Origin of the sequence: Bartonella sp. AU15XJBT (genome assembly GCF_028618615.1) — a bacterium.
Taxonomy (GTDB): Bacteria; Pseudomonadota; Alphaproteobacteria; order Rhizobiales; family Rhizobiaceae; genus Bartonella.
The window spans coordinates 1-25,724 of sequence record NZ_JAQITG010000011.1; the positions used below are offsets into that span (position 1 = coordinate 1).

23 protein-coding genes are annotated in these 25,724 nt (G+C 38.3%); 13 read left to right on the top strand and 10 right to left on the bottom strand.

The window, feature by feature from the left end; translation table 11 throughout:
- From PVV57_RS06170 to PVV57_RS06185, 4 genes are all read left to right on the top strand, one after another.
- Positions 1-623, top strand: a 623-nt coding sequence (locus PVV57_RS06170) for a recombinase RecT (RefSeq protein ID WP_273783664.1), incomplete at its 5' end; no start/stop codon positions are given.
- Between the two features lies 1 nt (position 624).
- Entirely contained in the window at positions 625-1,248 is a 624-nt protein-coding gene (locus tag PVV57_RS06175; RefSeq protein WP_273717340.1) for a lambda exonuclease family protein, read from the top strand.
- Between the two features lie 122 nt (positions 1,249-1,370).
- The gene (locus PVV57_RS06180) at positions 1,371-1,589 is read left to right on the top strand and encodes a hypothetical protein (RefSeq protein ID WP_273717341.1); all 219 of its coding nucleotides are present in this window, start codon (positions 1,371-1,373) and stop codon (positions 1,587-1,589) included.
- Between the two features lie 8 nt (positions 1,590-1,597).
- On the top strand, positions 1,598-2,641 hold the full coding sequence (locus tag PVV57_RS06185; protein ID WP_273783665.1) for a tyrosine-type recombinase/integrase: 1,044 nt from the start codon (positions 1,598-1,600) through the stop codon (positions 2,639-2,641).
- A 416-nt stretch (positions 2,642-3,057) separates the two neighbouring features.
- Here PVV57_RS06185 and PVV57_RS06190 read toward each other — a convergent pair whose 3' ends face one another.
- The 6 genes from PVV57_RS06190 to PVV57_RS06215 all read right to left on the bottom strand — a co-directional run bounded on the left by PVV57_RS06190 (position 3,058) and on the right by PVV57_RS06215 (position 12,193).
- Positions 3,058-3,684, bottom strand: coding sequence for a DNA-3-methyladenine glycosylase I (locus tag PVV57_RS06190; protein WP_273783666.1), 627 nt, complete (start codon positions 3,682-3,684; stop codon positions 3,058-3,060).
- Positions 3,662-5,092, bottom strand: coding sequence for an exodeoxyribonuclease VII large subunit (xseA, locus tag PVV57_RS06195; RefSeq protein WP_273783667.1), 1,431 nt, complete (start codon positions 5,090-5,092; stop codon positions 3,662-3,664). Before xseA ends, PVV57_RS06190 begins: the two co-directional genes overlap by 23 nt.
- Before the next feature lie 400 nt (positions 5,093-5,492).
- Complete coding sequence (locus PVV57_RS06200; protein WP_273783668.1) at positions 5,493-7,124, bottom strand: ABC transporter substrate-binding protein; 1,632 nt, start codon at positions 7,122-7,124, stop codon at positions 5,493-5,495.
- Between the two features lie 311 nt (positions 7,125-7,435).
- Complete coding sequence (locus PVV57_RS06205) at positions 7,436-7,603, bottom strand: hypothetical protein (protein WP_273718854.1); 168 nt, start codon at positions 7,601-7,603, stop codon at positions 7,436-7,438.
- Positions 7,604-8,037: 434 nt separating this feature from the next.
- Positions 8,038-9,669 carry an ABC transporter substrate-binding protein gene (locus PVV57_RS06210; RefSeq protein ID WP_273718855.1) on the bottom strand — a complete coding sequence of 544 codons (1,632 nt, stop codon included), beginning with the start codon at positions 9,667-9,669 and terminating at the stop codon, positions 8,038-8,040.
- Between the two features lie 898 nt (positions 9,670-10,567).
- The gene (locus PVV57_RS06215; RefSeq protein WP_273783669.1) at positions 10,568-12,193 is read right to left on the bottom strand and encodes an ABC transporter substrate-binding protein; all 1,626 of its coding nucleotides are present in this window, start codon (positions 12,191-12,193) and stop codon (positions 10,568-10,570) included.
- 1,066 nt (positions 12,194-13,259) lie between these two features.
- Here PVV57_RS06215 and PVV57_RS06220 point away from each other — a divergent pair.
- Positions 13,260-13,541 (top strand): DUF6460 domain-containing protein, encoded by a 282-nt coding sequence (locus tag PVV57_RS06220; protein WP_273783670.1) that lies wholly within the window; start codon positions 13,260-13,262, stop codon positions 13,539-13,541.
- Between the two features lie 23 nt (positions 13,542-13,564).
- On the opposite strand, the gene PVV57_RS06225 is transcribed toward PVV57_RS06220, so the two are convergent.
- The 3 genes from PVV57_RS06225 to PVV57_RS06235 all read right to left on the bottom strand — a co-directional run bounded on the left by PVV57_RS06225 (position 13,565) and on the right by PVV57_RS06235 (position 16,378).
- A complete protein-coding gene (locus PVV57_RS06225) occupies positions 13,565-14,374 on the bottom strand; it encodes a TIGR02186 family protein (protein WP_273783671.1) in 810 nt (269 codons plus the stop codon).
- A 2-nt stretch (positions 14,375-14,376) separates the two neighbouring features.
- Positions 14,377-15,303: a sulfite exporter TauE/SafE family protein gene (locus tag PVV57_RS06230; RefSeq protein ID WP_273718858.1), complete on the bottom strand. Its 927-nt coding sequence runs from the start codon at positions 15,301-15,303 to the stop codon at positions 14,377-14,379.
- 181 nt (positions 15,304-15,484) lie between these two features.
- Positions 15,485-16,378: a hypothetical protein gene (locus tag PVV57_RS06235; RefSeq protein WP_273783672.1), complete on the bottom strand. Its 894-nt coding sequence runs from the start codon at positions 16,376-16,378 to the stop codon at positions 15,485-15,487.
- A gap of 463 nt (positions 16,379-16,841) precedes the next feature.
- Here PVV57_RS06235 and PVV57_RS06240 point away from each other — a divergent pair, with 463 nt between their 5' ends.
- The 7 genes from PVV57_RS06240 (at position 16,842) to PVV57_RS06270 (ending at position 23,000) form a co-directional block, all read left to right on the top strand.
- On the top strand, positions 16,842-17,588 hold the full coding sequence (locus PVV57_RS06240) for an electron transfer flavoprotein subunit beta/FixA family protein (protein WP_273718860.1): 747 nt from the start codon (positions 16,842-16,844) through the stop codon (positions 17,586-17,588).
- A 62-nt stretch (positions 17,589-17,650) separates the two neighbouring features.
- A complete protein-coding gene (locus tag PVV57_RS06245; RefSeq protein WP_273718861.1) occupies positions 17,651-18,571 on the top strand; it encodes an electron transfer flavoprotein subunit alpha/FixB family protein in 921 nt (306 codons plus the stop codon).
- A gap of 3 nt (positions 18,572-18,574) precedes the next feature.
- Positions 18,575-20,236: an electron transfer flavoprotein-ubiquinone oxidoreductase gene (locus tag PVV57_RS06250; RefSeq protein ID WP_273783674.1), complete on the top strand. Its 1,662-nt coding sequence runs from the start codon at positions 18,575-18,577 to the stop codon at positions 20,234-20,236.
- Between the two features lie 293 nt (positions 20,237-20,529).
- Positions 20,530-21,420 carry a 16S rRNA (cytidine(1402)-2'-O)-methyltransferase gene (rsmI, locus tag PVV57_RS06255; protein ID WP_273718863.1) on the top strand — a complete coding sequence of 297 codons (891 nt, stop codon included), beginning with the start codon at positions 20,530-20,532 and terminating at the stop codon, positions 21,418-21,420.
- A 4-nt stretch (positions 21,421-21,424) separates the two neighbouring features.
- Positions 21,425-21,805, top strand: a complete 381-nt coding sequence (locus PVV57_RS06260; protein WP_275064839.1) for a YraN family protein — start codon at positions 21,425-21,427, stop codon at positions 21,803-21,805.
- Between the two features lie 102 nt (positions 21,806-21,907).
- The gene (locus PVV57_RS06265; protein WP_144753644.1) at positions 21,908-22,153 is read left to right on the top strand and encodes a hypothetical protein; all 246 of its coding nucleotides are present in this window, start codon (positions 21,908-21,910) and stop codon (positions 22,151-22,153) included.
- 55 nt (positions 22,154-22,208) lie between these two features.
- On the top strand, positions 22,209-23,000 hold the full coding sequence (locus tag PVV57_RS06270) for a pyrroline-5-carboxylate reductase (RefSeq protein ID WP_273718864.1): 792 nt from the start codon (positions 22,209-22,211) through the stop codon (positions 22,998-23,000).
- 845 nt (positions 23,001-23,845) lie between these two features.
- On the opposite strand, the gene PVV57_RS06275 is transcribed toward PVV57_RS06270, so the two are convergent.
- Entirely contained in the window at positions 23,846-24,907 is a 1,062-nt protein-coding gene (locus PVV57_RS06275) for an Mrp/NBP35 family ATP-binding protein (protein ID WP_273718865.1), read from the bottom strand.
- A gap of 590 nt (positions 24,908-25,497) precedes the next feature.
- Here PVV57_RS06275 and rpmH point away from each other — a divergent pair.
- The gene (gene rpmH / locus PVV57_RS06280; RefSeq protein ID WP_005864709.1) at positions 25,498-25,632 is read left to right on the top strand and encodes a 50S ribosomal protein L34; all 135 of its coding nucleotides are present in this window, start codon (positions 25,498-25,500) and stop codon (positions 25,630-25,632) included.
- Positions 25,633-25,724: the final 92 nt, after the last annotated feature.

Below are 25,724 nucleotides of genomic sequence, written 5' to 3' on the forward strand. Positions count from 1 at the left end.
TTGTCTCTATTGATGGGTGGATTAAAATCATCAAATCTAATTCTCAATTCGATGGCATGACTTTTCAAGATCAACTCGATAAAGACGGTAATTTGATTGCTATCAAATGTGCTATTCGTCTCAAAGGGATTAAAGATCCTATCGAAGTCACCGAATATCGCAAAGAATGCGAACAAGACAAAAGTGAAGCATGGCAAAAATATCCAGCACGTATGTTGCGCCATAAAGCTACTATACAATGTGCTCGCTACGCTTTCGGGCTTTCCGGTATTTATGAAGAAGATGAAGCAAAACGTATCAATGAAGCAAACCATAGCATTCCAAAACAATTGGTTTCTCAAGATATGCTTATAAAAATCGAAGAATTAATCGAACAAACAGAAACGGATAAAAATAAGCTTCTCTCTTATGCAAAAGTAGAAAAGCTAACAGATATGTCTTGTGAAACAGCAGACGACGTTTTGAAAATATTAGAAAGCAAGCCAAGAATTCAAAGAGAAAGCGCACTAGAATATCTCCCACCACAAGAGAAAACATACGTTCCTATACAAGATGCCGAATATATTCACGTCCAAGATATCGAATATGCTCCAACGTCTCATGAACAACAAAGGGCGGTGTGAAATGGAACAAAGAACAGCAGAATGGTTTCAAGCCCGTTTAGGTAAAGTCACGGCATCAAACGTTTATAACGTTATCAGTAAAACAGCAAAGGGAATCCCTACAAGCAAATATGAAGACTACAAAATCAAACTCATTACAGAGCGTTTAACGGGTCAAACAAGCCCCTATTATGAAACCGAAGACATGAGATGGGGTATTGAAAATGAAGAAGATGCCTTGAGAGAATATGCATTCATTTATGATACTGACGTTACTCAATGCGGCTTTATCCAACACCCCACAATAAAAATGGCGGGGGCAAGCCCTGATGGGTTCATTGGAGAAGACGGTTTAATCGAAGTCAAATGTCCGAGATCAATAACACATATGCGTTTTTGTATAAGTGACGAAATCAAACCAGAATATCACGCACAAATGCAATTCCAAATGGCTTGTACAGAACGAAAGTGGTGTGATTTCGTAAGTTATGACCCACGTTTTGCAGGAGAATCCTTTCACTTGCGCATGAAAGTCAAGCGTGTTCTCCGTGATGATCAACAAATTGAACAGATCAATCAAGCGGTTGAAGCCTTTTTAGCAGAGATAGAACGAGAGATAAAACAACTCTCAACAAAAGCTGCTTAAACCTATGGGGGTGTTTTGTTCCCCGCATATCTACAAGCACCCCCACCCATTTGCTAACAACTTTCAAGTAATGCGTGATTCACGCCACACGTGAATTGCATCTCAATGTAAGGAGAAAAGATATGGCGCCTCGTCCAGCTGCTATAACGCAACCAGCCATTGCACGCGCTTTAAGAGAAGCTAAAAAACAAGGTTGTGAACTCGTAGAAATCAAGCCTACCGGTGAACTGCTTATCTATCTTAAATCCGATATCCCAATACCAAATTCAGTTAACCACCCAGACAAACTTTTAGATTTGTCAAAGAATGAATATTACGAAATCGCGCTCTCTAAGATGTAAAATTGATTATGCCTAAACCACGCCCTCCTCATCTTGTCAAACAAATTACTCAACATGGCAAAATTGTATGGTATGTACGTATTGGTCATGGCAAACGCATTAGAATCCGCGGTACCTATGGAACGCAAGAGTTTGTTGATAACTACAAAAGCGCACTTGCCGAGTTACAAGGACTGATACTTCCTAAATCCAAAACCGGTAAACTTGTTGAAGGGTCATTTGCATGGCTGCTTAAACAATACTTTAATAGCTCTAATTGGCATAGCTACACTAAAGCTACAAAAAAACAAAAAGAACTCATCCTTATGAAGGTATGTGATACTATAGGAAACATTCCATACCAAGCAATTGAAAAGAAACATATCATAGCCGGCGTTGAACGACGCAAAGAAACACCAGCAATGGCTAGAAACTTTCTGAAAGCCCTTAATGGTCTTTTTAATTGGGCAATTGATCAAGGTCTTTTGGAAAACAATCCAACTTTAGGCGTCAAAAAACCTCCTCTTAAAAATAAAAGCGGCTTTCCTGTTTGGACAGAAGAAGATGTTGAGAAATATTATCACAAATGGCATCATGGTACCCATGAACGTGTCTGGATTGATGTTCTTTTATATACGGGCTTGCGTCGTGGTGATGCGGTTCGCATTGGCTGGAAAGATGTCAAAGATAATATCATCCATCTCAAAACAGAAAAGAGCCAATTTAAAACAGATGTTTTTCTTCCTATTTTACCAGAATTAGCCAAAACGCTTGAAGCTGGTCCTATTGGTGATGAAACATTTATTTGTGGTAAAACTAATCAAAAACTCTCTAAAGAAAGCTTTGGCGATACATTTAGAGACGCTTGTAATGCGGCTGGAATTAAAAAATCGGCGCATGGATTAAGAAAATTAGCAGCAACACGCGCAGCTAACTCTGGTGCAACAGTATCACAACTCAAAGCAATTTTTGGCTGGACAAATGATGCTATGGCATCTCTTTACACAAAGAGCGCAGACCGTAAAAAACTTGCTCTTGAAGCCATAAAAAAGCTTCAAAAAGATGAGGGATAGAGGCAAAAAAACTCAATAGAATCAAGATTCACCTATTCCCTCATATTAGACATAACTATTTTATTTTACTTGCTTTTTATATACCATTCACGAACATCAATACAAAATAAGCTTAAGAGCATTAAGAAATGTTTTTTTAAAGAAAGCGCGTGAATTGCCAACCTCATTCTGTTTTACACACAAGATATCACCATTATCTAACGCCAGATACATGATAGTAAGGAATTACTCTTTTTTGCATTTTTTTTATTCTCAAAAGTATATTTTTGTTATTTTAATGGCCAACAACAATAAAAAATCATCACTATTGTATCATTTGTATGTTTCAATTATTTTATACAACAGAGTTGTATAACCTGCACATTTATTATGATGCTCCTATTAATCATTGCCCTTATGACAGAAATTTTACCAATTTATCGACAAAAACAGCCTTCAAGATGATCATTGACAATCCCTACGGACTGCATAAAAGCATAACAAATTGTGGGACCAACAAACGTCCAGCCGCGCTTCTTTAAATCTTGAGAAAGACGAAGAGAAGCTGGAGTTATAGGATTTGCCAATAATGTTTGAAAATCTATCTTTTCATAACGCTCCGACTGTGGTGGCTGAAAAGACCAAAAATAGTGGGACAAGCTCCCCCACTCTGTTATAATTCTCTGTGCTCTTAGTGCATTATTAAGCACTGATCGAATTTTCGCTTGATGGCGAACTATATTTTTGTTCTGCATCAACATTTGCACCTTCAGCTCATCATAATGAGCAATCTTTTCAAAGTCAAAATCATCAAATGCAACGCGAAAAGAAGAACGTTTTTTTAAAATTGTAAACCAAGAAAGCCCCGCTTGGAAACCTTCAAGACAAATTTTTTCAAACAAAGGGATATCCTCAAAAACAGGTTTTCCCCATTCGTTATCATGATAAGCACAATAAAGTGGATCGGTTCCTGCCCATGCGCAACGAACTTTTCCATCCCTCCCCTTAAGAAGACCCTCAGCAAGCATAATCTTCACCGTATTAAAAGAGAGTTCCTTGATCATCGCTTGGCGACTTTATCTTCTTGGGTTTTGAACGTGTCGCAGAAATAGGTTCTTGTGTTGTAACACGGATATCGCCATCAAAAAAGCGTAAATTTATTTGTCCACTTTCAGGAAACTGCGCCAACCGTTTAATAGGTTTATGATCTTGCCCCAAAACCAAAACAAAACCGCGCTCTAAAATATTCTGATAAGAAGTGCTTTTTAAAAGCCTACATGCCAACTCTAATGCCGCGCGCTGTTTTTCTACACTGCGCATAAAAGCACGATGAAGGCGTGCCGTATATTCCTTTGTATGGCGTTGTGCTTTTTCACTCTTTAACAAACGGGGCGAAAGACGCAGATGAAGAGCATGAAAAGAAAAACGTTTTTTATCATAACTCACACAAAGAGCGCGCTGTAATCGACTGGAAATTTCATCAAAGCCACGCCTTGGTAGAGCGAAAAGTTGGTCGACAGTGGGAAGACCGCGTCTGGCTGCACGCAACTTTTGTTGATGAAAATCAAAAGAACGCGCAAGCCCTTTACGCAAACGTGCCCCAAGTGACGCGACACATACTTCAAGATCAAGCTTGACGGGAACAGCCTTTTCTGCGGCTCCTGTAGGGGTTGGAGCACGCCAATCAGCGACATAATCAATCAAAGTCCAGTCTGTTTCATGCCCGACAGCAGAAATAACAGGCAACTCAGAAGCATAAACAGCACGAACAACAGCTTCGTCATTAAACCCCCACAAATCTTCTAAACTTCCCCCTCCCCGTGCAACAATAAGGAGATCAGGCTTTGGAATGAGCCCTCCTGGAGCAAGAGCATTAAAGCCTTCAACAGCAGCAGCCACTTCGCTCCCGCTTGTTTCTCCCTGAACACGGACAGGCCAAACCAAAACATGCAACGGAAAACGATCAGATATACGATGAATAATATCGCGAATAACAGCCCCCGTTGGGGATGTTACAACACCTATAATTCGAGGCATATAAGGCAAAGGTTTTTTCTTTGCTTCATCAAATAAGCCTTCTTCTGCAAACTTTCTCTTACGATTTTCAAGAAGTGTCATCAAAGCACCAACCCCCGTTGGCTCAAGAGCCTCAATGACAATTTGATATTTCGATGACCCTGGATAAGTCGTAAGTTTACCAACAGCGACCACTTCCATCCCTTCTTCAGGAGGAAATTTGAGCTTTTCCATCACGCCACGCCAAATAACAGCTTCCAACCGTGCCTTATCATCTTTTAAAGCAAAATAAGCATGTCCCGAAGCATGAGCACCACGGTAACCTGAGATCTCCCCACGCACCCGTACATAACCAAACTTTTCCTCAACAACACGCTTTAAAGCTCCTGCTATTTCGGAAACAGTAAATTCTGCTACATTCGTTGCACTTGCTTTTTCACCAAACAAACTTTCCATTTTTCAATTCTTTATGCCCGTTTCTGTGAATCTTTTTGGAACAACGCAATCTTTAAACTTTTGATTTATACTTCATCAAAAGTCCCATAACACCAACGAGAACAGCTTATATTTTTAATTTCAAACCGATCATCAAGATTAAAAAACTTGAAGCTGTTTGTATAGGGATCTACAGAGTCATTATTCCACCCACAAAATTGTATCAAGAGAAGTTAAAATATTCAATCTTAACATCCACACAAACACATCTTTCATGAGAATTCCTAAAATAAAATTCTCTACACAACATAGCAATCCATGACCGATAGAATTCAACGTATTGCAAAGCGTTGAAAAACTTTGCAATACATCAAATATATCATGATCATGTTTTTTTATATTTTATAAACTTGATACCCTCTTATTTTTCAATTGCAGCATAAAAAATACGTGGAGCACTATTCCAAACCCATTTTTTGACATCAGATGTCATCGCTATAGTGTGATACGTCTGATAAATAAAAGCATAAGGTCCTTTTTGCATAAATTCACGCTGTAAATCAGCATACATTTGCGCACGTTTTTTGGGATCTTTTTCAAACAACGCATCCTGAACCTTTTGATTCATAGTTTCATCAAAATACCCATGACACCAACTCGCATAGCCTGTATTTTTTTTCTCAAACCGATTATCAGGATTGTAAATAAGGCGTGAAGCCATTGTATGGGGATCAGCAGAGTCATTATTCCATCCGAAAAAAATCGTATCAAAGGCGCGTGCAGACAGTTTTGAAAACAACTGCGTACCTACAAAACGTTCAATTTTAAAACGCACCCCAATCTTTTTTGCATTATCTTGGAGAGACTGAGCGATAGGCAAAGCAAAAGGATAAGGAGATGCTCCTGCAAAAATCCTAGCCTCAAAACCGTCCGGATAACCGGCTTCCGTTAAAAGCTGTTTTGCTTTTTGAAGATCAAGTTTAAAAGGTTGTCCTTCTTTTTCATCCAACGCTCCAAGATTACCAATAGGAATAAAGCTTGCCCGTGGAACACCAACATCTTTAAGAAGAGTCTTACCGAGTCCTTCATAGTCGATAAGATAGCGCATCGCTAAACGCACTTTTTCATTGGCAAAAATTGAATTTGTCACATTGAACCCCCATATGATTACGGATGGCTCTAACACTCTTTCAACTTTAATATCCGCTGTTGCTTGGAGATCAGCCAAATCCTCTGGCATCAAATTACGTGCAACATCGATATCGTGTTTTTGTAACAATAAACGTTGTGTTCCAGGCTCCGCAACATGGCGAATGAGAATCTTCTTCAATTTAGGCGCCTCCCCCCAATAATTGGAGCTTGCATGCAACAAAATCCCTTCTCCAGGACGCCAGCTACTTATCTGATAAGGACCAACACAAGCAGAATGGCTCGCCAAATACCGGTTTCCCATATCACCATTTTTTTCCTGTTGCATGAGTGTCTCACGATCAAGCAAAGCAAGAGTACGAGTAGTGGCAAAATGGCTCAGAATAAGCTCTGCTGGATAAGGTTTATCAAATTTCATCACCACTGTTTTCTCATCCGGGGACTGAAAAGCCTCATCAATATTGTGCTCTGTAATTCCATATTCATTAAATGTTGCAGCAGCAGCCATCTTTAATTTAACAATCCGCTTCATGCTCCAAATAAGATCATTGGCATTCGCAGGACGACCATCGTTGAACTTCAAGCCATCGCGCAAATGAAAAGTAATCACCGTATGCTGATCATCACTTAAAACATCCCAACTCTTTGCTAAAGAGGGAACAAGTTTAGCAGCATTATCTTTAGCTGGCTCGACTAAATTATCACAAACATTGACAAGAACTTCATTACCATAACGATCATTGATTTGCGCAGGATCAAATGTACTTATTGAATCAAGATTCCAAGCCATCACAAGCGTATCGGCAGGTGTTTTCGCTGAAACTTGTTGCACAAACATCCCCAGTGCAATAACAGCAAAAACAAGAGAGCTGCTACTTTTCAATATTTTTCCTTTCAAGTTCATAGACTTTTCCTTTTAAAATTTATTGTATAAGTTCCCATGCAATAATAACGTGCAAAAAATAATAAGATCAGACTTAGAAAATATACCTCCTCGAAATAAAATAAAAAAAACCTCAACAGCCACAGCTACTTACAAACAACTCGGTCTCTCTAAGCAGGTATAAGCGAAACCAAAATATGCAACAGAAAACGATCTGAATATAAAACGAAGATATCAAGTATAACAGTACCTGTTGGCGATATCACAGCGCTTACAATTCGGAACAATATCAGGCAAAACTTCCTTTTGCTTCATCAAACAGACCTTCTTCTTCAAATTTCTTTTTTCGATTTTCTAAAAAGCATCGCTAAAACACCAACTCCGGTTGCTTCAAGAACCTCAATAAAAATTTGATATTTTGATGATCCTAGAGAAATTGTAATTTGCCGAAATTGATCATTTTCACCCCTTATCCAAGAGGATAATTTAAATTTTTGCATCACTCCCTATAACAATAACACCCTCCAATTGCGTCGTATCATCTTTCAAAGAAAAAGGAAACATAGGCACCATAAAAACCTGATATTCCTCATTCCCCTAAAACAAAACTTTTCTTGCACATTGCAAAGTCTTTGCTCCTTTAACAAGGCTAAATGGCACGACATTTGTTATACGATTTTTTTCAGCAAATAAATTGACCACTTTTCAATTCACGGAAGTTGAAATATTCAGTCTAAAACATTCAGCAAACACATCTTTAATGAGAATGAAAGATCCTTTTTGAAATAGGAATCTTGAAAAGACATTCAGAAATATATCCCGAGCTTACTATCCACAATCTTCGACGTCTTGCAAAGCTCTAAAAAAAACTATGCAAAACGTCGAAGATATCATGATGATACTCTTTATTTATTTAACAGCATTGAAGACACACTTATTTTTCAATGGCAGCATAAAAAATACGTGGTGCACCATTCCAAACCCATTTTTTGACATCAGGTGTCATCGCGACAATATTATAGACCTGATAGATAAAAGCATAAGGTCCTTTTTGCATAAAATCATGCTGTAAATCAGCATACAGTTGCGCGCGTTTCTGTGGATCTTTTTCAAATAACGCTTCTCTCACCTTCTTATTCATATCTTCATCCAAATAGCCATGGCACCAACTAGGATAACCTGTTTTTTTAGCCTCAAACCGATTATCCGGATTTAAAATAAGACGTGAAGCCATCGTATGCGGATCCGCAGAAGAATTATTCCATCCTATAAAAATTGTATCAAAGCTACGTGCATAAAGTTTTGAAAACAACTGTGTACCGATAAAATGTTCAATCTTAAAGCGCACTCCCACCTTTTTTGCATTATCCTGTATAGACTGAGCAATAGGTAAAGCAAAAGGATAAGGAGATTTCCCTGCAAAAATATTGGCTTCAAAACCATCTGGATAACCTGCTTCCGTTAAAAGCTGCTTTGCTTTTTGAAGATCAAGTTTAAAGGGTTGCCCTTCTTTTTCATCCAAAGCCCCAAAGTTACCAAGAGGAATAAAGCTTGCCCGTGGAATGCCAACATCTTTAAGAAGAGTCTTTCCCAAAGTGTCATAATCAATAAGATAACGCATTGCCAAACGCACCTTTTCATTGGCAAAAATAGGATTTGTCGTATTGAATCCCCATATAATCATGGATGGCGCCAATATTTTTTCAACCTTAATATCTGTTGTTGCTTGAAGATCTTTTAGATTCTCTGGCGTTAAATTACGTGCCACATCAATATCGTGTTTTTCCAATAATAAACGTTGTGTTCCAGGCTCAGCAATATGACGAATTAAGATCTTCTTCAATTTGGGTGCCTCTCCCCAATAATTGGAACTTGCACGCAACAAAATTCCTTCTCCAGGGCGCCAACTTTCTAACTGATAAGGCCCAACACAAGCAGCGTGACTTGCCAAATAGCGATTTCCCATATCACCATCTTGTTCGTGTTTCATAAGTGTCTCACGATCAAGCAAAGCAACAGTGCGATTAGTGGAAATATTGCTCAGAATAAGCTCTGCTGGATAAGGTTTATCAAATTTCATCACCACTGTTTTCTCATCGGGTGCTTGAAAAGCCTCATCAACATTTTGTTCTGTGATACCATATTCATTAAAAGTTGCCGCATTAGACAGCTTCAATTTAACAACCCGCCTCATCCCCCAAACAAGATCATGAGCACCAGCAGGCCGACCATCATTAAACTTCAAATCATCGCGCAAATGAAAAGTAATCTCTGTGCGTTGGTCATCGCTTAAAACATCCCAACTCTTTGCCAAAGAAGGAACGATGTGAGTTCCATCATTTTTAGCAGAATCAACCAAATTATCACAAACATTGATAACAACTTCAGCGCCATATCGATCATTGAGCTGTGCAGGATCAAATGTACTGATCGCATCGAGATCCCAAGCCATCACAAGGGTATCAGCCGGTGTTTTTGCTGAAACTTGTTGCACAAATATCCCCAGTACCATAAAAGCAGAAACAAAAGAACTGATAATTTTCAATATCTTTTTCTTCAAGTTCATAGATTTTTCCTTTTAACGTCTATTGTATAAATTCCCCATGCAGCAAAACGTGCTTAATAATTAAGTTTAAACGAACTATAGGCTTCTAAAGACCAAGCTTTAAAATCTTCAAAAACAAGCACCTTTTGCCAATCACTCCTCCTGCCCACACTTATAAGCCAAACCAAAACATACAAAGGAAAACACGCTGATAGATAATGAACGCTCACCAACAACAGTGCTTATTCACGATATCATAATGCCTACTATTGAAGACTATAAGACTAAGTTTCCTTTTCTCTCTTGCTGAGCAAACTTGTCTCTTGTTTCTTCTAATATTTTTAATGTCATCAAAGCACTACCCCTCTTGGTTCAAGTACCTTAATAACAAAGAGCCTTCATAAGAATTTGAAACTTTGGTAAAACAGGAAAATTCGTCAATTTGCCAAATGCAACGACTTTTATTCCTTCTTCAAAAGAAAAATTTGAATTTTTTCATCACTCCCCGTAAAATAACACCCTCCAATTAGCATTTCCTTATCCTTCAAAGCAAAAGAAAATACGGATACTATAAAAAACTGATATCCCTCGTGTTCCCACCCATAACAAAACTTTCCTTCAACATTGCAAAGCCTTTTCAGCTTTAGCATTAGTAAATTCAGTGACATTTGTTTTTTAGCAAATAAATTGACCAATTTTCAATTCAGAGAAACTGAGATATTCAATCTTAATATCCACACAAAAGCACCTTTAATGAGAATGAAAAACCTTTCTTAACAGAATGTTTTGAAAAGACACTCAACAACACACACACCCCTCACCCCTAAATTCGACGCATTGTAAAGCTCGAAAACTTATGCAAAACGCCGAATATATTATGGCTATGCTCTTTATCTATTTGACAGCATTGAAGACACACTTATTTTTCAATTTTACTATAAAAAATTTGTGGCGCGCTATTCCAAACCCATTTTTTGACATCAGGTGTCATCGCGATAACAGTATATTTCTGATAGATAAACGCATAAGGCCCTTTTTGCATCAGTTCACGTTGTAAATCAGCATAGATTTTTGCCCGTTTTTGTGAATCTTTTTGAAACAACGCCTCTTCAACCTTTTGATTCATCTTGGCATCAAAATACCCATGCTGCCAACTAGGATAGGCTGTATTTTTTGCCTCAAACCGATTATCCGGATTATAAACAAGACGTGAAGCCATGGTATGAGGATCCGCAGAATCATTATTCCATCCGACAAAAATCGTATCAAAAGCCCGTGCATAAAGTTTGGAAAACAATTGTGTCCCTGCCAAACGCTCAATTTTAAGACGCACCCCCGCCTGTGCAGCACTATCTTGCAGAGATTGGGCCAGTAATAAAGTATAAGGGGCATTTGAAACAAGAAAATTTGCCTCAAATCCATTCGGATAACCAGCCTCTGCTAAAAGCTGCTTGGCTTTTTGAACATCAAACTTAAAGGGCTGCCCTTCTTTTTCATCTAAAGCACCAAGATTACCAACAGGAATAAAACTTGCCCGTGGAATACCAACACCTTTGAGAAGCTTCTTGCCAAGACCTTCATAGTCTATGAGATAGCGCATCGCCAAGCGTACTTTTTCCTTAGCAAAAATGGGATTTGTCATGTTGAATCCCCAGTACATCATAGATGGCTCTAATACTTCTTCAACTTTAACATCTGTTGTTTTTTGTAGATCTGAGAGATCTTCAGGAGTCAAATTACGAGCAACATCAATATCGTGCTTTTGTAACAACAAACGTTGTGTTCCAGGCTCTGCAACATGGCGAATGAGAATCTGCTTCAGTTTCGGTGCTTCTCCCCAATAATGAGAGCTTGCACGCAACAAAAGAGCTTCTCCAGGACGCCAACTTTTTAACTGATAAGGACCAACACAAGCAGCATGCGTTTTCAAATACTGATTTCCCAGATCACCATCTTTTTCATGCTTCATAATTGTCTTACGATCAAGCAAAGCTGTCGCAGGACTTGCAACAATATTATTAAGAATAAGCTCTGCTGGATAAGGCTTATCAAATTTCATCACTACTGTTTTTTCATCAACGGCTTGCAAAGCATCATCAACATTTTGCTCTGTAATTCCATATTCATTAAAAATTGCCGCATTACCCATCTTCAATTTGACAACCCGCTTCATCCCCCAAACAAGGTCATTGGCGTTGGCTGATCTCCCATCATTAAATTTCAAACCATCGCGCAAATGAAAGGTAATGACCGTACTGTGATCATCCCCTGCAACATCCCAATGTGTTGCTAATGCCGGAACCATTTTAGCAGGATTGTCTGTAGCACCACTCACCAAGTTATCACAAACATTGCGAACAATTTCACTTCCATAAACATCGGTAAGTTGCGCAGGATCAAATGTACTGATTGCGTCAATATTCCAAGCCATCACAAGAGTATTAGCCGGTGTTTTTGCTGAAGCCTGTTGTACAACCATTCCCAATGCCATAAGAATAGAAACAAGAGAGCCGCTACTTTTCAATATTTTTCTTTTCAAGTTCATAGACTTTTCCTTTTAACGTTTATTGTATAAATTCCCCACGCAATAAGAACGTGCAAAATAACAAGTTTAGACGAACCATAGGCTCTGAAAGACAAAGGTTTACAACTTTCAAACAACACTCCTTACCAACCACTCCTCCTGCCACACTTATAAAGCTAACCCTCAATATGCATCAAAAAACAATTTAATATAAATAAATGGTATAACCGATATCAAAATCTACTGATGATATCACAGCGTCTACCCTTGAAGACTATTAAGACAGAAATTCTTTCTCTTTTGTCGAGCAAGCTTGTCTCTCCTTTTTTCTTCTAGCGTTTTTTCCGCCATCAAAGCACTCCCCTGTTAGCGCAAGCACCTTAATAATAAAAAGCCTTAACAATAATTTGATCTTTCAACAAAACAGAAAAATTCACTCATTTTTCAATATCAAGCACCTCTCCGCCTTTTGCAAAATGAATTTTTCCATAATTCCCCACTCAATAACAAGCTCCTCATTATATCTTAATATCTTATTTCAAAACAAAAAGAGCATAAGCACCATAAACTCCTGATATTTCGCACACATCCGTACAGAACAAAAATTTTTTCAACAGCCTATTTTAATACCTTTGCTCCTTTAATAACACTCAATTCATTGCCTGTATTTTTCAGCAAAAAATATCTTTTCAATTCACTAAGGTTGAAATATCTAAATATAATTCCTATATAAGCACAGCATTATCAGAATAGATAGTCTTTTTTAAGTAAATTGCTTGGAAATATTATTTCTATACACGAAATAATAATAAGTCCGTTACAAAATCTTTAACGGATGAGAACTTTCACTCTGATGCGAAACATTAAAACGTTATAAAAATTCCCTTACAAATCCTTAGAAAAAAGGATTTTTTATTTAATAAAAGAAGTCCCCTGAAAACAACGCAAGAAATAATAAAAATACGCGTATATTTTAACGACCGGCACCGATATTACACCAGTACAAAGGTGATAAAAAAATAAGAAAATATTTTTCCTTTATGATAATAATATAACAAAAACACTAGAGATTCGAAAGTATATTTAAATGAGCCGAAAGAAAAAATTGACAAATTCTTTTTATGTATTTCTTAAAGAAATATTCAGCAGTATCAGTCTAAAATTACTTATCCTTTCATTCTTCATTGGTATTGTAATGAAATTTTTTGGATGGACACCTCACAACCTCATACACAAAATAATAGATTTTTTTCACTCTTTATGGGGAACAGGATTTATAACGCTTAAAAACTTCTTACACATAACCATGACGGGCGCTATTATTGTTGTGCCTATTTTTCTTGTCTTACGCATTTTTCATAAAAAATAAACGCCTTATAACATTTTTTTTCGCTAATCTTTTCGAAAAATCAAACGACATAAAAATCCTGTGGTCACAGCAATAATCACCGCAAAAATACCATAGAGGAAACGATACTTGTGCGCCGCATAGAAAATTGTATAAGCGATATGTGCTTTAACAATTTCAAGAGTCGTTGTTGCACTATCAATAAACTGCCCATCACGAAAAAGATAAGCACGAGCCTTATAATGCCCAACAGGAATATTGGCAGGTAAACGAAAATGTGCTGTGAAAAGTTTATCAGAACCAAAACGAACACCGCCTACTTCTTCATAATAAAGACTTTTAGCTTTTTGCAGTTTTATAAGTTCATCACGAAAAATTTGTACTTTTTTCTGATCTTTTTCATCTGTCTGTAATGGTAAATAGAGTACCCCTAACCCCAAATGTTTATAATCTTCAATGCGGGTAATATCATCGATTTCACGCGTTGTAACCATAGAGTAAAAAAGAGGAACATTTTTAAAAATAAGGGAATCTGTATTAACCCATACACCGGCATTACGTTTTTTTTCCCGCATGACCATTGGCCGGCTTTGTCCTTCCAAGCTGACAACAACATCATAACGGTTCTGTCGAGAATATAATGGATCAATATTTTCCAAGACACCAGCAATATAAAGATCACGACCAGCAAAATTTGCATCCACGGTAATCGTATTCGTTGTGACAATAATTTGGACAGTTTCGTGATCAACTTGATCAATAAATGTTGCTGTTGTCCCAACATGTGACCATGTAGAAAAAGAAACAAAATAAAAGCAACCTGCTATGATGCATAAAGAAAATAATCTACCCATTTTTATCTCATAAGAATATCCAAAGAGAAAAGATTATCAGGGCGTACAAATAATTGAAAAGCAAGGCGCATACACACAATCAACACCAAACATGCAAGTGCCATACGCAATTGCTCAGCCTTTAACTTCCGTCCAGCTCGTGTTCCATATTGTGCGCCAATACTTCCTCCGAGCATTAACAAAAAAGCCAAGACAATATCAACGGACTGATGGGTCATACTTTGCAAAACTGTCGTGAAAGAAGATACAAATGTAATCTGAAAAAGTGAAGTCCCTATCACGACACTGGTTGGAACACGCAGCAGATAAATCAATGCGGGGATCATAAAGAAGCCCCCACCAATCCCCATAATAGAAGACAACAACCCCACAATGAGACCAATCCCTAACACTGGAATAATGCTGACATAGATCATAGATGCTCGGAAACGCATTTTTAACGGTAAGTGATGAATCCAATTATGGCGATGTCGACCTGCAAGACGGACATTGGCTTTTCCTAACCTACGCTTGCGCATCATATCATACCAGCTTTCAACAATCATCAAGCTTCCTATACTTCCAAGAAGAATCACATAAAGAAGCGAAATCATTAAGTCTAATTGACCTAACTTTTTCAAAACAGAAAAAATCTGAATCCCGATTAACGAACCAACCCCTCCTCCAATCGCCAAAAGAATACCAAGTTTGATATCAAGCGTACGTCGTCTAAAATGTGTAATTGCCCCCGTTACAGATGATGCAATCATCTGGTTAGCACCTGTTCCAACAGCAATAGCAGGAGGAATATTATAAAAAATCAACAAAGGCGTAATGAGAAAACCACCACCAATGCCAAAAAGACCAGAAAAAAAACCAGCAACGACTCCCATACCAATCAAGATCAGCATATTGAGTGACATTTCAGCAATTGGTAAATAAATACTCACTGACAAAACCTTTAAGATAATTTGAGGCTTTTAAACAATTGGAGAATCTTTCTCCAACTTATCCTCTTTGTCCAATAATCTCTGTTGCGTATTTTAAAGGACGATTTTAATTGCTACCGCTTTCGCACAATGACGAATGCGCAAGACATTTCACATCTATCAACATCCACATCATAAAAACTTAAAAAAAACGCGCTCCTTTTAAAAAGCTATAAAAACATAACGTTATCGCGACCATAAATGCAACGGTTAAAAAACAAAGAAGACTTCTTTTTACAAAATAAGATAAAAACGAGGCATGTCTTTGAGACTGTGCCTTTAAAGCAGGAGAAAAATCATCCTCAATGCAATGATGAGATACTGGACAATGGTGAGAAGCTGTTCCCCCCATCCCCTTTTCTTCTACCACAGGACACTCCACTGCTCCTTCAGTCTTTTGAAAAGAAGACTTCAAAGCATCATCACTTGGCAAAAGTGTATCCTTGGGCAAAAGTGTATCACTGGGCAAAAGTGTATCACTGGGCAAAGAGCTTTTATTTTCTTGCTGCAACGCAATTTCAACATTTGTTTGGAGTGGCGTTATACTGTTTTGTCTTGAAAAATTTTGCACCTTTTGAAGGAATAAGCGTTCTTGATTTCCCTCACATTCCATATGAGCAAGTTTTTGCACAACGGAATCAGATAATTTTGAATGAGACACTCGTCGTGTTGCCTCTGCTTCTTTTAAGTTTTTTTTCTCACTCTGCAAACTTTGAACAAGTGTTTTAATCTGCTCTAAAGACTCAAAAAGCCTTTTTTCCCTTTGACGACGGATATAATGTTCAGCCAAAATGGCCCGACTAATATCATCTAAATAAGATTTAAAATGCTCTTCGCCCCCCCCCTGCTGATTCAAAGAATGGGGCAAATGCTTCATTTTCATTTGAGCATAAACAGTGCGTAAATTTTGAGCAATGTCTGACATTGTTACTTCCACAGGCGCCTCTATTCTCTCCTTTTGCTCAATAAAAGAAGAAAATTGATCACCCCGAACCTGATTGGTTGCCTGGTCGATCGTATGACCCTTCGTATTCACAAACGCCTACCCCTCATTAACCTTTTTGAAAAGAATCGTAAGAAATGATAAGAAAGTGTACTCTATTTTAGTAAATAGAGCTTTAAGAACGCCCAAAAACTTTCTTGTTAGAAATATTCTCCTACTATTCATCTAAAATATTTGCCCCATTTTTATTTTTTTTACTTAATTTTTCAGTGCATAAAGCCCCTCTTGCGCCATCATAAACAGAGCATATGAAACGAAATAAAGAATATTCTCATAAGACAGATTGATTTTTTTACTTTTTATTCAAGCAAATAAGGCAATTATGGCAATGAACGAAGAGATGAAGATTGAAAATGACGACAAGAAAGTACAAGTAAACATGAAAAAAGCTTATATGAAAGAAAACACAAGTTATAAATAAGACTTCATTCTAAACAATTTGGTTTCTTATGCGTATTGCTATAAACTTGTGACCATACAAACAAAGAGGATCATCATGAAGATAATTGTCGCTGTCAAACGTGTTGTTGATTATAACATCAAGATACGCGTCAAGCCCGATAGCACAGGCGTTGATCTGTCTCACGTAAAAATGTCTATGAATCCTTTTGACGAGATAGCCGTTGAAGAGGCAATTCGTCAGAAAGAATCTGGTAAAATTTCAGAAGTTGTTCTTGTTTCGATTGGACCAGAAGCCGCTCAAGAAACTTTACGAACAGGGCTTGCCATGGGAGCTGATCGCGCTCTTCTTGTTACAACGGATCAAACACTTGAACCCTTAAGCATCGCTAAGGTTATCAAAGCCATTGTTGATGAAGAAAAACCCGATATGGTCTTTTTAGGAAAACAAGCGATTGATGACGATAATAATCAAACAGGACAAATGCTCGCCGCTCTTCTTGGTTGGGGGCAGGCAACTTTTGCCTCACATCTTAACATAGAAAATGGACATGCTACAGTTACCCGTGAGGTCGATAATGGAACACAAACCCTTCGTCTTCCCCTTCCCATGGTTATGACTGCCGATCTCCGGCTCAATGAACCGCGTTATACTTCTCTACCCAATATTATGAAAGCAAAAAAGAAAATTATTGAACAAAAAGCTCTAGCTGATCTTGGTATTGATACGAAAGCACGGCTCACAATTTTAAGTGTTGAAGAGCCCACCCCCCGTCAATCTGGAATTAAAGTTGCTAATGTAGCAGAGCTTGTCGGTGCACTAAAACAAAAAAACTGCATTTAATATTCTCTAGAGTACTAGAGTACTAGAGTAAAAGCAATACGCATATCAAAGGGTAAAAATTTATGGCAATTCTTTTATTAGCCGAACATCAGACAGAAGAAACCGCAAAAGCGCTCACCGCAGCACACGCACTCAAGAGCGATATCGATATTTTGGTTTGCGGAGAAGACATTCAAACGATAGCAGAAAAGAGTGCTAAACTTAATGGTGTGCGGCAAGTTCTTATTGCTGAGGCAGACTATTTAGCCCATCAACTCGCAGAACCTATCGCCGATACAATCATCTCACTCGCAAATGATTATGATGTGATCATGGCCCCATCCAGCAGCACTGGAAAAAATGTAATGCCGCGCGTAGCGGCTCTTCTTGATCTTATGCAAATTTCAGATATTACCGCCGTTCTTTCTCCCGATACCTTTAAACGACCCATTTATGCAGGCAATGCCCTTGAAACTGTCCGCAGCAATGACACCAAAAAGATTATAACCGTTCGCACAGCTTCTTTCACACCAACGCCTTCCCAAAATAATTCTGCGCCCATTAAAACAATAACACCAGCGCCCAACCCCAATCTTTCTTCTTTCGTAAAAGCAGAAACCAACACAAGTGATCACCCTGATCTCACTTCTGCACGTGTTATTATATCAGGCGGGCGTGGTCTTGGTTCACAAGAACAATTTATGGCCCTTCTTCTTCCTCTTGCAAACAAATTAAATGCGGCTTTAGGGGCTAGCCGCGCAGCAGTTGACGCAGGCTATGCGCCCAATGATTGGCAAATTGGACAAACAGGAAAAGTCGTTGCCCCTAAACTCTATATCGCCGTTGGCATTTCCGGTGCAATCCAACATTTAGCCGGTATAATGGATTCTCAAATTATTGTTGCCATTAATAAAGATGAAGAAGCACCCATCATGCAAATTGCCGATTACGCCCTTGTCGGTGATCTCCATCAAATTATTCCAGAATTGGAGAAAGCTTTATAAGCCATGAAAGCAGCTCTGCATGATCAGCGTGAAAGTATGGCGTTTGACATCGTCATTGTTGGAGCAGGACCCGCAGGACTTTCTGCTGCCATTCGTCTAAAACAAATTAATCCCGATCTTTCTGTCACAATTGTTGAAAAAGGAACCGAAGTTGGGGCTCATATTCTCTCTGGCGCCGTTGTTGACCCCATCGGTATCGATACACTCTTACCGGAATGGAGAAGTGACCACGACCACCCCTTTAAAACCCCTGTTACCCGTGACCAGTTTTTTTTTCTAAAGCCTCACAAAGCAACACGGTTGCCCAATATCTTGCACCCCAAAATCTTATCTAATGACGGGTGTTATATCGTTTCACTTGGAAGCGTTTGCCGCTGGCTAAGCAAAAAAGCCGCGGCGCTCGGTGTTGAAATTTATCCCGGTTTTGCCGCAACAGAACCCATCCAGAATGAGAATGGAGCCATCATTGGTGTTCTCACCAGTGATATGGGACTTAACAAAGATGGAACCCCTGGAAAAAATTATATACCTGGTATAGCATTATTGGCAAAATATACTCTGATTGCGGAAGGAGCACGCGGCTCAATTGCAAAACAACTGATACAAACTTTCAACCTTAGTAAAAATCGTGAACCCCAAAAATTTGGCCTAGGTCTTAAAGAACTCTGGGAAATTGAACCACAAAAACACCAACGCGGTTTAGTGCAACATTTTGCCGGTTGGCCCTTAGACAATAATACCGGCGGTGGTGGTTTTCTTTATCATCAAGAAAACAATGTCATTTCTGTCGGTTTTGTTGTACACTTAGATTACAAAAATCCTTATCTTTCTCCTTTTGAAGAATTTCAACGTTTTAAAACCCATCCAAAACTTTATGAAATCTTCAAAGGTGCAAAGCGTCTTTCCTATGGTGCCCGTGTTATCAGTGAAGGAGGGTGGCAATCTGTACCAAAGCTCACCTTTCCTGGTGGAGTGCTTATTGGCTGCTCTGCTGGCTTTGTCAATGTTCCTCGTATCAAAGGATCACACAATGCCATCTTATCAGGCATATTAGCCGCCGATAAAATTGCTACCGCTCTTGCACAAGGTCGTACTCATGATGAAGTCAAAGAAATCGAAGAACAATGGCGAAAAGGACCCATCGGCAAAGATCTTTATAAAGTGCGAAATGCCAAACCGCTATGGGCAAAATATGGGACAAAATATGGAATTAAACTTGCCGGTTTTGATATGTGGTGGCAACAACTGTTTGGATTTTCCTTATTTAAAACACTCTCCCATGGCAAGGAAGATTATGCCTGTCTTGAACCAGCAGAAAAATTTTACCCCATTGCTTACCCAAAGCCCGATGGTATTATAACTTTTGACCGCCTTACAAGTGTTGCCCTTTCCAATACGCACCATGAAGAAAATCAACCTTGTCATTTAAAAATAGCCTCGTTGGAAAAACAAAAGGACTCCGAATATGCCGTCTATGGAGGACCTTCCACACGCTATTGCCCCGCCGCTGTCTACGAATGGCTAGAGCATAAGGATCATCTCACTTATATGATCAACGCTTCAAATTGCATACATTGTAAAACGTGCGACATTAAAGATCCTAACCAAAACATCACTTGGATCTGTCCGCAAGGCAACGAGGGCCCCTTCTATCCCAATATGTAACCTCGACCTCATCATTGTTTGTTCTGCTAAAATTGCAATATACAAAACACAATCGATAAAAATATTTTTTCAGATGAGAAATCTATCAATCACCTTCATACATAGGCTCTTTCACGATATAAAAAGTTATCCTATTGTAAAGTAACCAACGATTTAAGCAAATCAACCCGAGTAAATAAGCCGTTGTCATGATAAAAATGTCCTGATAAAAATTAAGAAAAAATAGCTTATGAGTATGGATAAAATTTTGATAAGATCTTGGGGGCAAGGGAATTTAATGAAGAGAAAAAGGCATGTGTGAGAACGCATATTTTATAGGTGCGCATGCTTATTCAGCCCCCCTCATAGAGCCAGGGCTTTATCTTGTGGCAACACCCATCGGGAATCTTGCAGATATTACGCTTCGTGCTTTGCAAGTGTTGGCAGGCGTTGATATTTTAGCGTGTGAGGATACGCGAGTAACACGTGTTTTGTTGGAACGTTACAGTATTCGAAAAAAAACTTTTCTCTATCATGAATATAATGCGCAAAAAGCAGGTCCAAAGCTCTTAGCGGCTTTAGCAGAAAACAAAACGGTAGCGCTTGTTTCAGATGCGGGAACACCGCTTATTTCTGACCCTGGATTTCGATTAGTCGAAGAAGCCCGTAAGGCGGGTCATAAAATTATTCCGATCCCTGGAGCATCAGCTCTTTTAGCAGCTCTGATACCAACAGGGCTTCCGACCGATAGCTTTTTCTTTGCAGGTTTTTTAAGTGCACGCAAAGCGCAGCGTCAAAAACGATTAGAACAATTAAAAGAGATTCCAGCAACTTTGATTTTTTATGAATCACCACATCGTCTTGTTGAAACTTTACAGGATATGGTCACTTTTTTTTCGGCAGATCGACCGGCCGCCATTTGTCGTGAATTAACAAAAAAATTTGAAACCGTAGATGTTTCTAATTTGGGAAGTTTGTTGGAAAACTATAGAAAACAGACACAGATTCGAGGAGAAATTGTTGTGCTTGTTGGAGAATCATCATCTTCTTGCTTAAATGTAATCAGTGATCAAGAAGTTGATGAAATGTTATTAGAAGGCGCTCGGACACATTCTGCTGCTCAAACAGCAGCTTTGGTTGCAAAAAAGACCGGTTTGAAAAAGCAGGAACTTTTCCAGCGATTAATTTCTTTAAAAAATACGTAAAATAATGCATAAGACGATACCAAAAAAACAGAGAAAAAAGTCTTTTTATCGAGGGGTTCGTGCAGAAAAATTGGCTGCTTGGTGGCTGCGTTTCAAAGGATTTCACATAGCTGAAATGCGTTTTAAAACAAAGTGTGGGGAAATTGATTTAATTGCACGACGTGGAAATTTAGTATTAATTGTTGAAGTCAAAGCACGTTCAACGTTGATGGAAGCAATGGAAGCGGTTTCCCGAATGAATGAAAAGCGAATTGAGGCAGCAGCTGATATTTGGCTCGCACGGCAAAAAGATTATGCCCTTTTGTCTGTACGCTTTGATTTGATTGCAATTTTACCTTGGCGTTGGCCAAAGCATATCCCCGCATTTTTTACATCTGATCGATAAGAGGAGTCCCCGTTTTAACCATGCTCAATAAAAAACATTTCGCCTTTATGTGTATATGCGTTAAAAAGTCTATAACAATTTAAGCGCTATAAGGAGCAAAATATGGATGATTATGAAAAGTTTGCAACAGGTTTGCTCATTGTTTTTGGAGCGCTGATTATTGGTGGTTTAATGGCAATGCATATTGTACTGATGAATAAACCAGGTTTTTTATTTGCATTAGCCGCAGCTGTTGTTGGTTGGTTTTCTGCTTTTGCCGTTCTATTTGACAAACCAAAAATCTATTTGGGCTTGATTATTCTTGCAATGCTCTGTGTTGCTTCCTCAATTAGCATTTATGTGAGTTAAAACACCTGAAATGTTGATTGAGATTCCTTTTAAAATATAAAATTGAGAAATAAAAATGAAACTTGGCTTTTTGGGAACAGGCACAATCAGCGCTTCCATGGTGGATGGCCTCATGAGAAGCGCCTTTAATGTTTCCTCCATGATTGTTTCACCGCGCAATGCACAGACAGCAGAGCGTCTTTCACGCACTTATGATAAGGTGATGATTGCTGAAAATAACCAAGCATTACTTGATATGAGTGATTGTGTTTTTCTTTGTTTACCCAATCAAATTGCAGAAGGCGTTTTGCGCTCCCTTCATTTTCATCCAGAACAGCTGGTTATCTCCGTTCTTGCTATGGCAAAAACCGCAGAAGTGGAAGCGTGGATCAACCATAAAGTTTATCGTGCTGTTCCGTTACCTTTTGTCGCAGAGTGCAAAAATTTAACACCCATTTATCCCGATCATCCCTTTTTACGCACTTTATTTGATGCATTGGGGGGCACATTGGTGCTCGATAAAGAAGAGCAGTTTAATCTTTTTATGACAGCGGGTTCTCTTATGGGCGTATATTTTAATTTTATAGAAACAGCCCATCAATGGTTTATAACACAAGGGTTAAACAAACAACAATCAGCAGAGTTCCTTGCCATGATGTTTGGAAATCTTACAGATGAAATGCGTAAAATTATAGCAACGGATCATTCTAGCTCTCTTAATTTTGCACTGCTTGAAAAAGAGTTTTCGACAAAGGGGGGAACAAATGAATTTTTGTCAAATTATTTTTCTCATCAAGGGGGGAAAAGTGCTCTAACAACGGCTCTTGAGGCGACTTTACAAAAAATGAATGCTTCTAAAAAGACTTAACCAACCTTTTTCTCATCTCAAATATGAGAATTATGGATCTATTGATTGGGCTCTTTGTGAACATGAATTAATAAAATTGTCTGCGATAGGTCTTTCAAGAGTAGGAAAAACAGATTTTTTAACTACCTATTCCTTTAATTTACATCAATAAAAATAAAACTTTTAATTAATCCTCAAGATATTTTTAGAGCACAAAATCACTTATAAGAAGAAAATTCGTCCTTTAATACTTTAATATTTGAAATGAGAATAGTGACAAAATCTTTTCCCATTGTACGTTCTCTTGTCATAAAATAAAAAATGTTTGTTTGTCTCTTAAAAAAGGAAGCAACATTTCGATAAAATCGTTTAAAAAGAACGTAAATAAACTTGCCAACTTTATGCAAAAATAGAGGAAAACTTTAAGGATGCAAAGAACATAATGGATATGACTTCTCTCTTTTTATTTAAGGAGAAATGCTATGGGATCTCTACAGTTCACAGAATTTTTTACGTTCTATCATTCACAAGCACTCTCGTGAAATGAATGAAACACATTAAGAAATATTCTCTTTTCAAACAAGCACTTGCATAATAAACATAAATATATTCTTGAGAATTTTGTTGTTGCATAAAAAGCTTATCCCGATAAAAACCGCGGACAATGAAAACATGAGAGAATGCATCATCTCCACTTTTTTAAAGATCTTTTTTTCGATGCTTTTGAACGTAGAAAGACCGAATGAAAAGATGATGATAAAAAATTATTTTCTCCGGATTAAAATTCATTTTCCCTTACAAAAGGGCAACTATTTTTATATCTTTCATAAGTGTATTTTAGCAAACTCTCTTAAACAAACATATGTTCAAAAGAGTTTATTTTTTATTTGATCAACAATTGTACGATACAGTTGCGCATGTTCGCCATCAGGCTGAGCAACAAAAATAGGGTTCCCCTCATCGGAAGAAAATCGTAAGGCTGCATCAAGTGGTATTTCTGCTAAGAACGGGACCTCTCGACGTTCTGCTTCACCCCGCGCCCCACCATGGCCAAAAATATCGTAGCGTTTTCCTGTATCAGGAGCGATAAAATAACTCATATTCTCAATCAGTCCTAAAATAGGAACATTGACTTTCATGAACATTTCTATCGCTTTACGTGCATCAATTAAAGCAAGATCCTGAGGCGTAGAAACAACCAACGCCCCCGTTAATCGTACTTGTTGCGCAAGCGTCAATTGTGCATCCCCTGTACCCGGCGGCATATCCACGACTAAAACGTCCAAAGGCCCCCATACAACATCTCGTAACAATTGCGTTACAGCGGCCATCACCATAGGACCACGCCATACCACCGGCTTTTCTTCCTCCACCAAAAATCCCATCGACATCAATTTAAGATCGAATTTTTCAAGAGGTTGAATCTTTTTTCCGCCCATTAGTTGTGGTTTTTGGTTAACAAGTCCTGTCAAACGTGGCAAAGACGGACCATAGATATCTGCATCCATCACCCCTGTTTTGAAACCTGCATCTTGTAAAGCTAAGGCGATATTGATCGCCATCGTCGATTTTCCCACCCCTCCTTTTCCAGAAGCAACAGCAATGACATGGCGCACACCTTCTATAGGCATTTTTACAGGCAAGAGATTTGCTCTGCGTCTAGGTGCTCCCTTTGTTGTTTTTTCTGCTGTAAGCGTGACGACAACAGATTCCACGCCCTCCAAAGCACATACCAACTCTTCAGCAGAACGGCGCAATGATTCCCATTCTTGCACACGTCCATCAGGAACTGTAATGGAAAAGAAAACCTTGCCATCAGCAATTAATATTTCTGAAAGAAGCCCCAACGATACAATATCGCTTTCAAGATCTGGTCCTTTGATTTTACGTAATACGTTGCGGACAGTCTCACTTGTGATAGGATCCACGCTCTTTCCTCTCTATAAAATACCAACAAATACAAGCATAAGAACGAAAAATACTGACAGGTTCATCACCCTAAAATCTCTACTTTACTTAAGGATTATAAAGTATAAATGACTTATATTTTATCTCTTTTTAAAAACACGAAACCACCCTTAAATAAAGAAACTCAAGCACAAAATCTGCTATAAAAGCTTATCAAACACGTTTGTGTGCCAACACTTTAATGAATATTCTGATAAGGGTTTTGTAAAACACAAAACTGAGAAAAACTCTTAATATCAAAGTATTTTTTAAATTGAGCATACAATAATCTGTCACACTTTTTTAAGTCTTTAACGCTCTCGTCATTTATTTTCTGTAGACTCAATCGCTATTTTCTGACATTTTCAAATGTATCATAAAAAAGTGTCACAAACAGTTATGAAAGTGCTTTATATTTTTTCAAGCGTAAGAAAAACAATCTAAGATTGACTTTTTTTACATTTTTTCTTATGGGTTAACAGCCGTCTGATAGGATAAAATTGTTTATCTCGCGCATAACTGCTGATGAAACGAAAACTAAGAAGGGCCGCACTCCGCGGTATTTAAATAAATGAAACGTACGTACCAACCCTCTAAACTTGTCCGTAAACGCCGCCATGGGTTTCGTGCACGCATGGCTACAGCTGGAGGACGTAAAGTCATTGCTGCAAGACGTGCTCGTGGACGTAAGCGACTCTCTGCTTAACCCTTTAAATTTTCACAACCGTTGAGGATTGCTCATCATTTCTTCGTTGTGAAACTTTTGTTATGAACTTCTAATGCTTGGTCAGCCAAGCA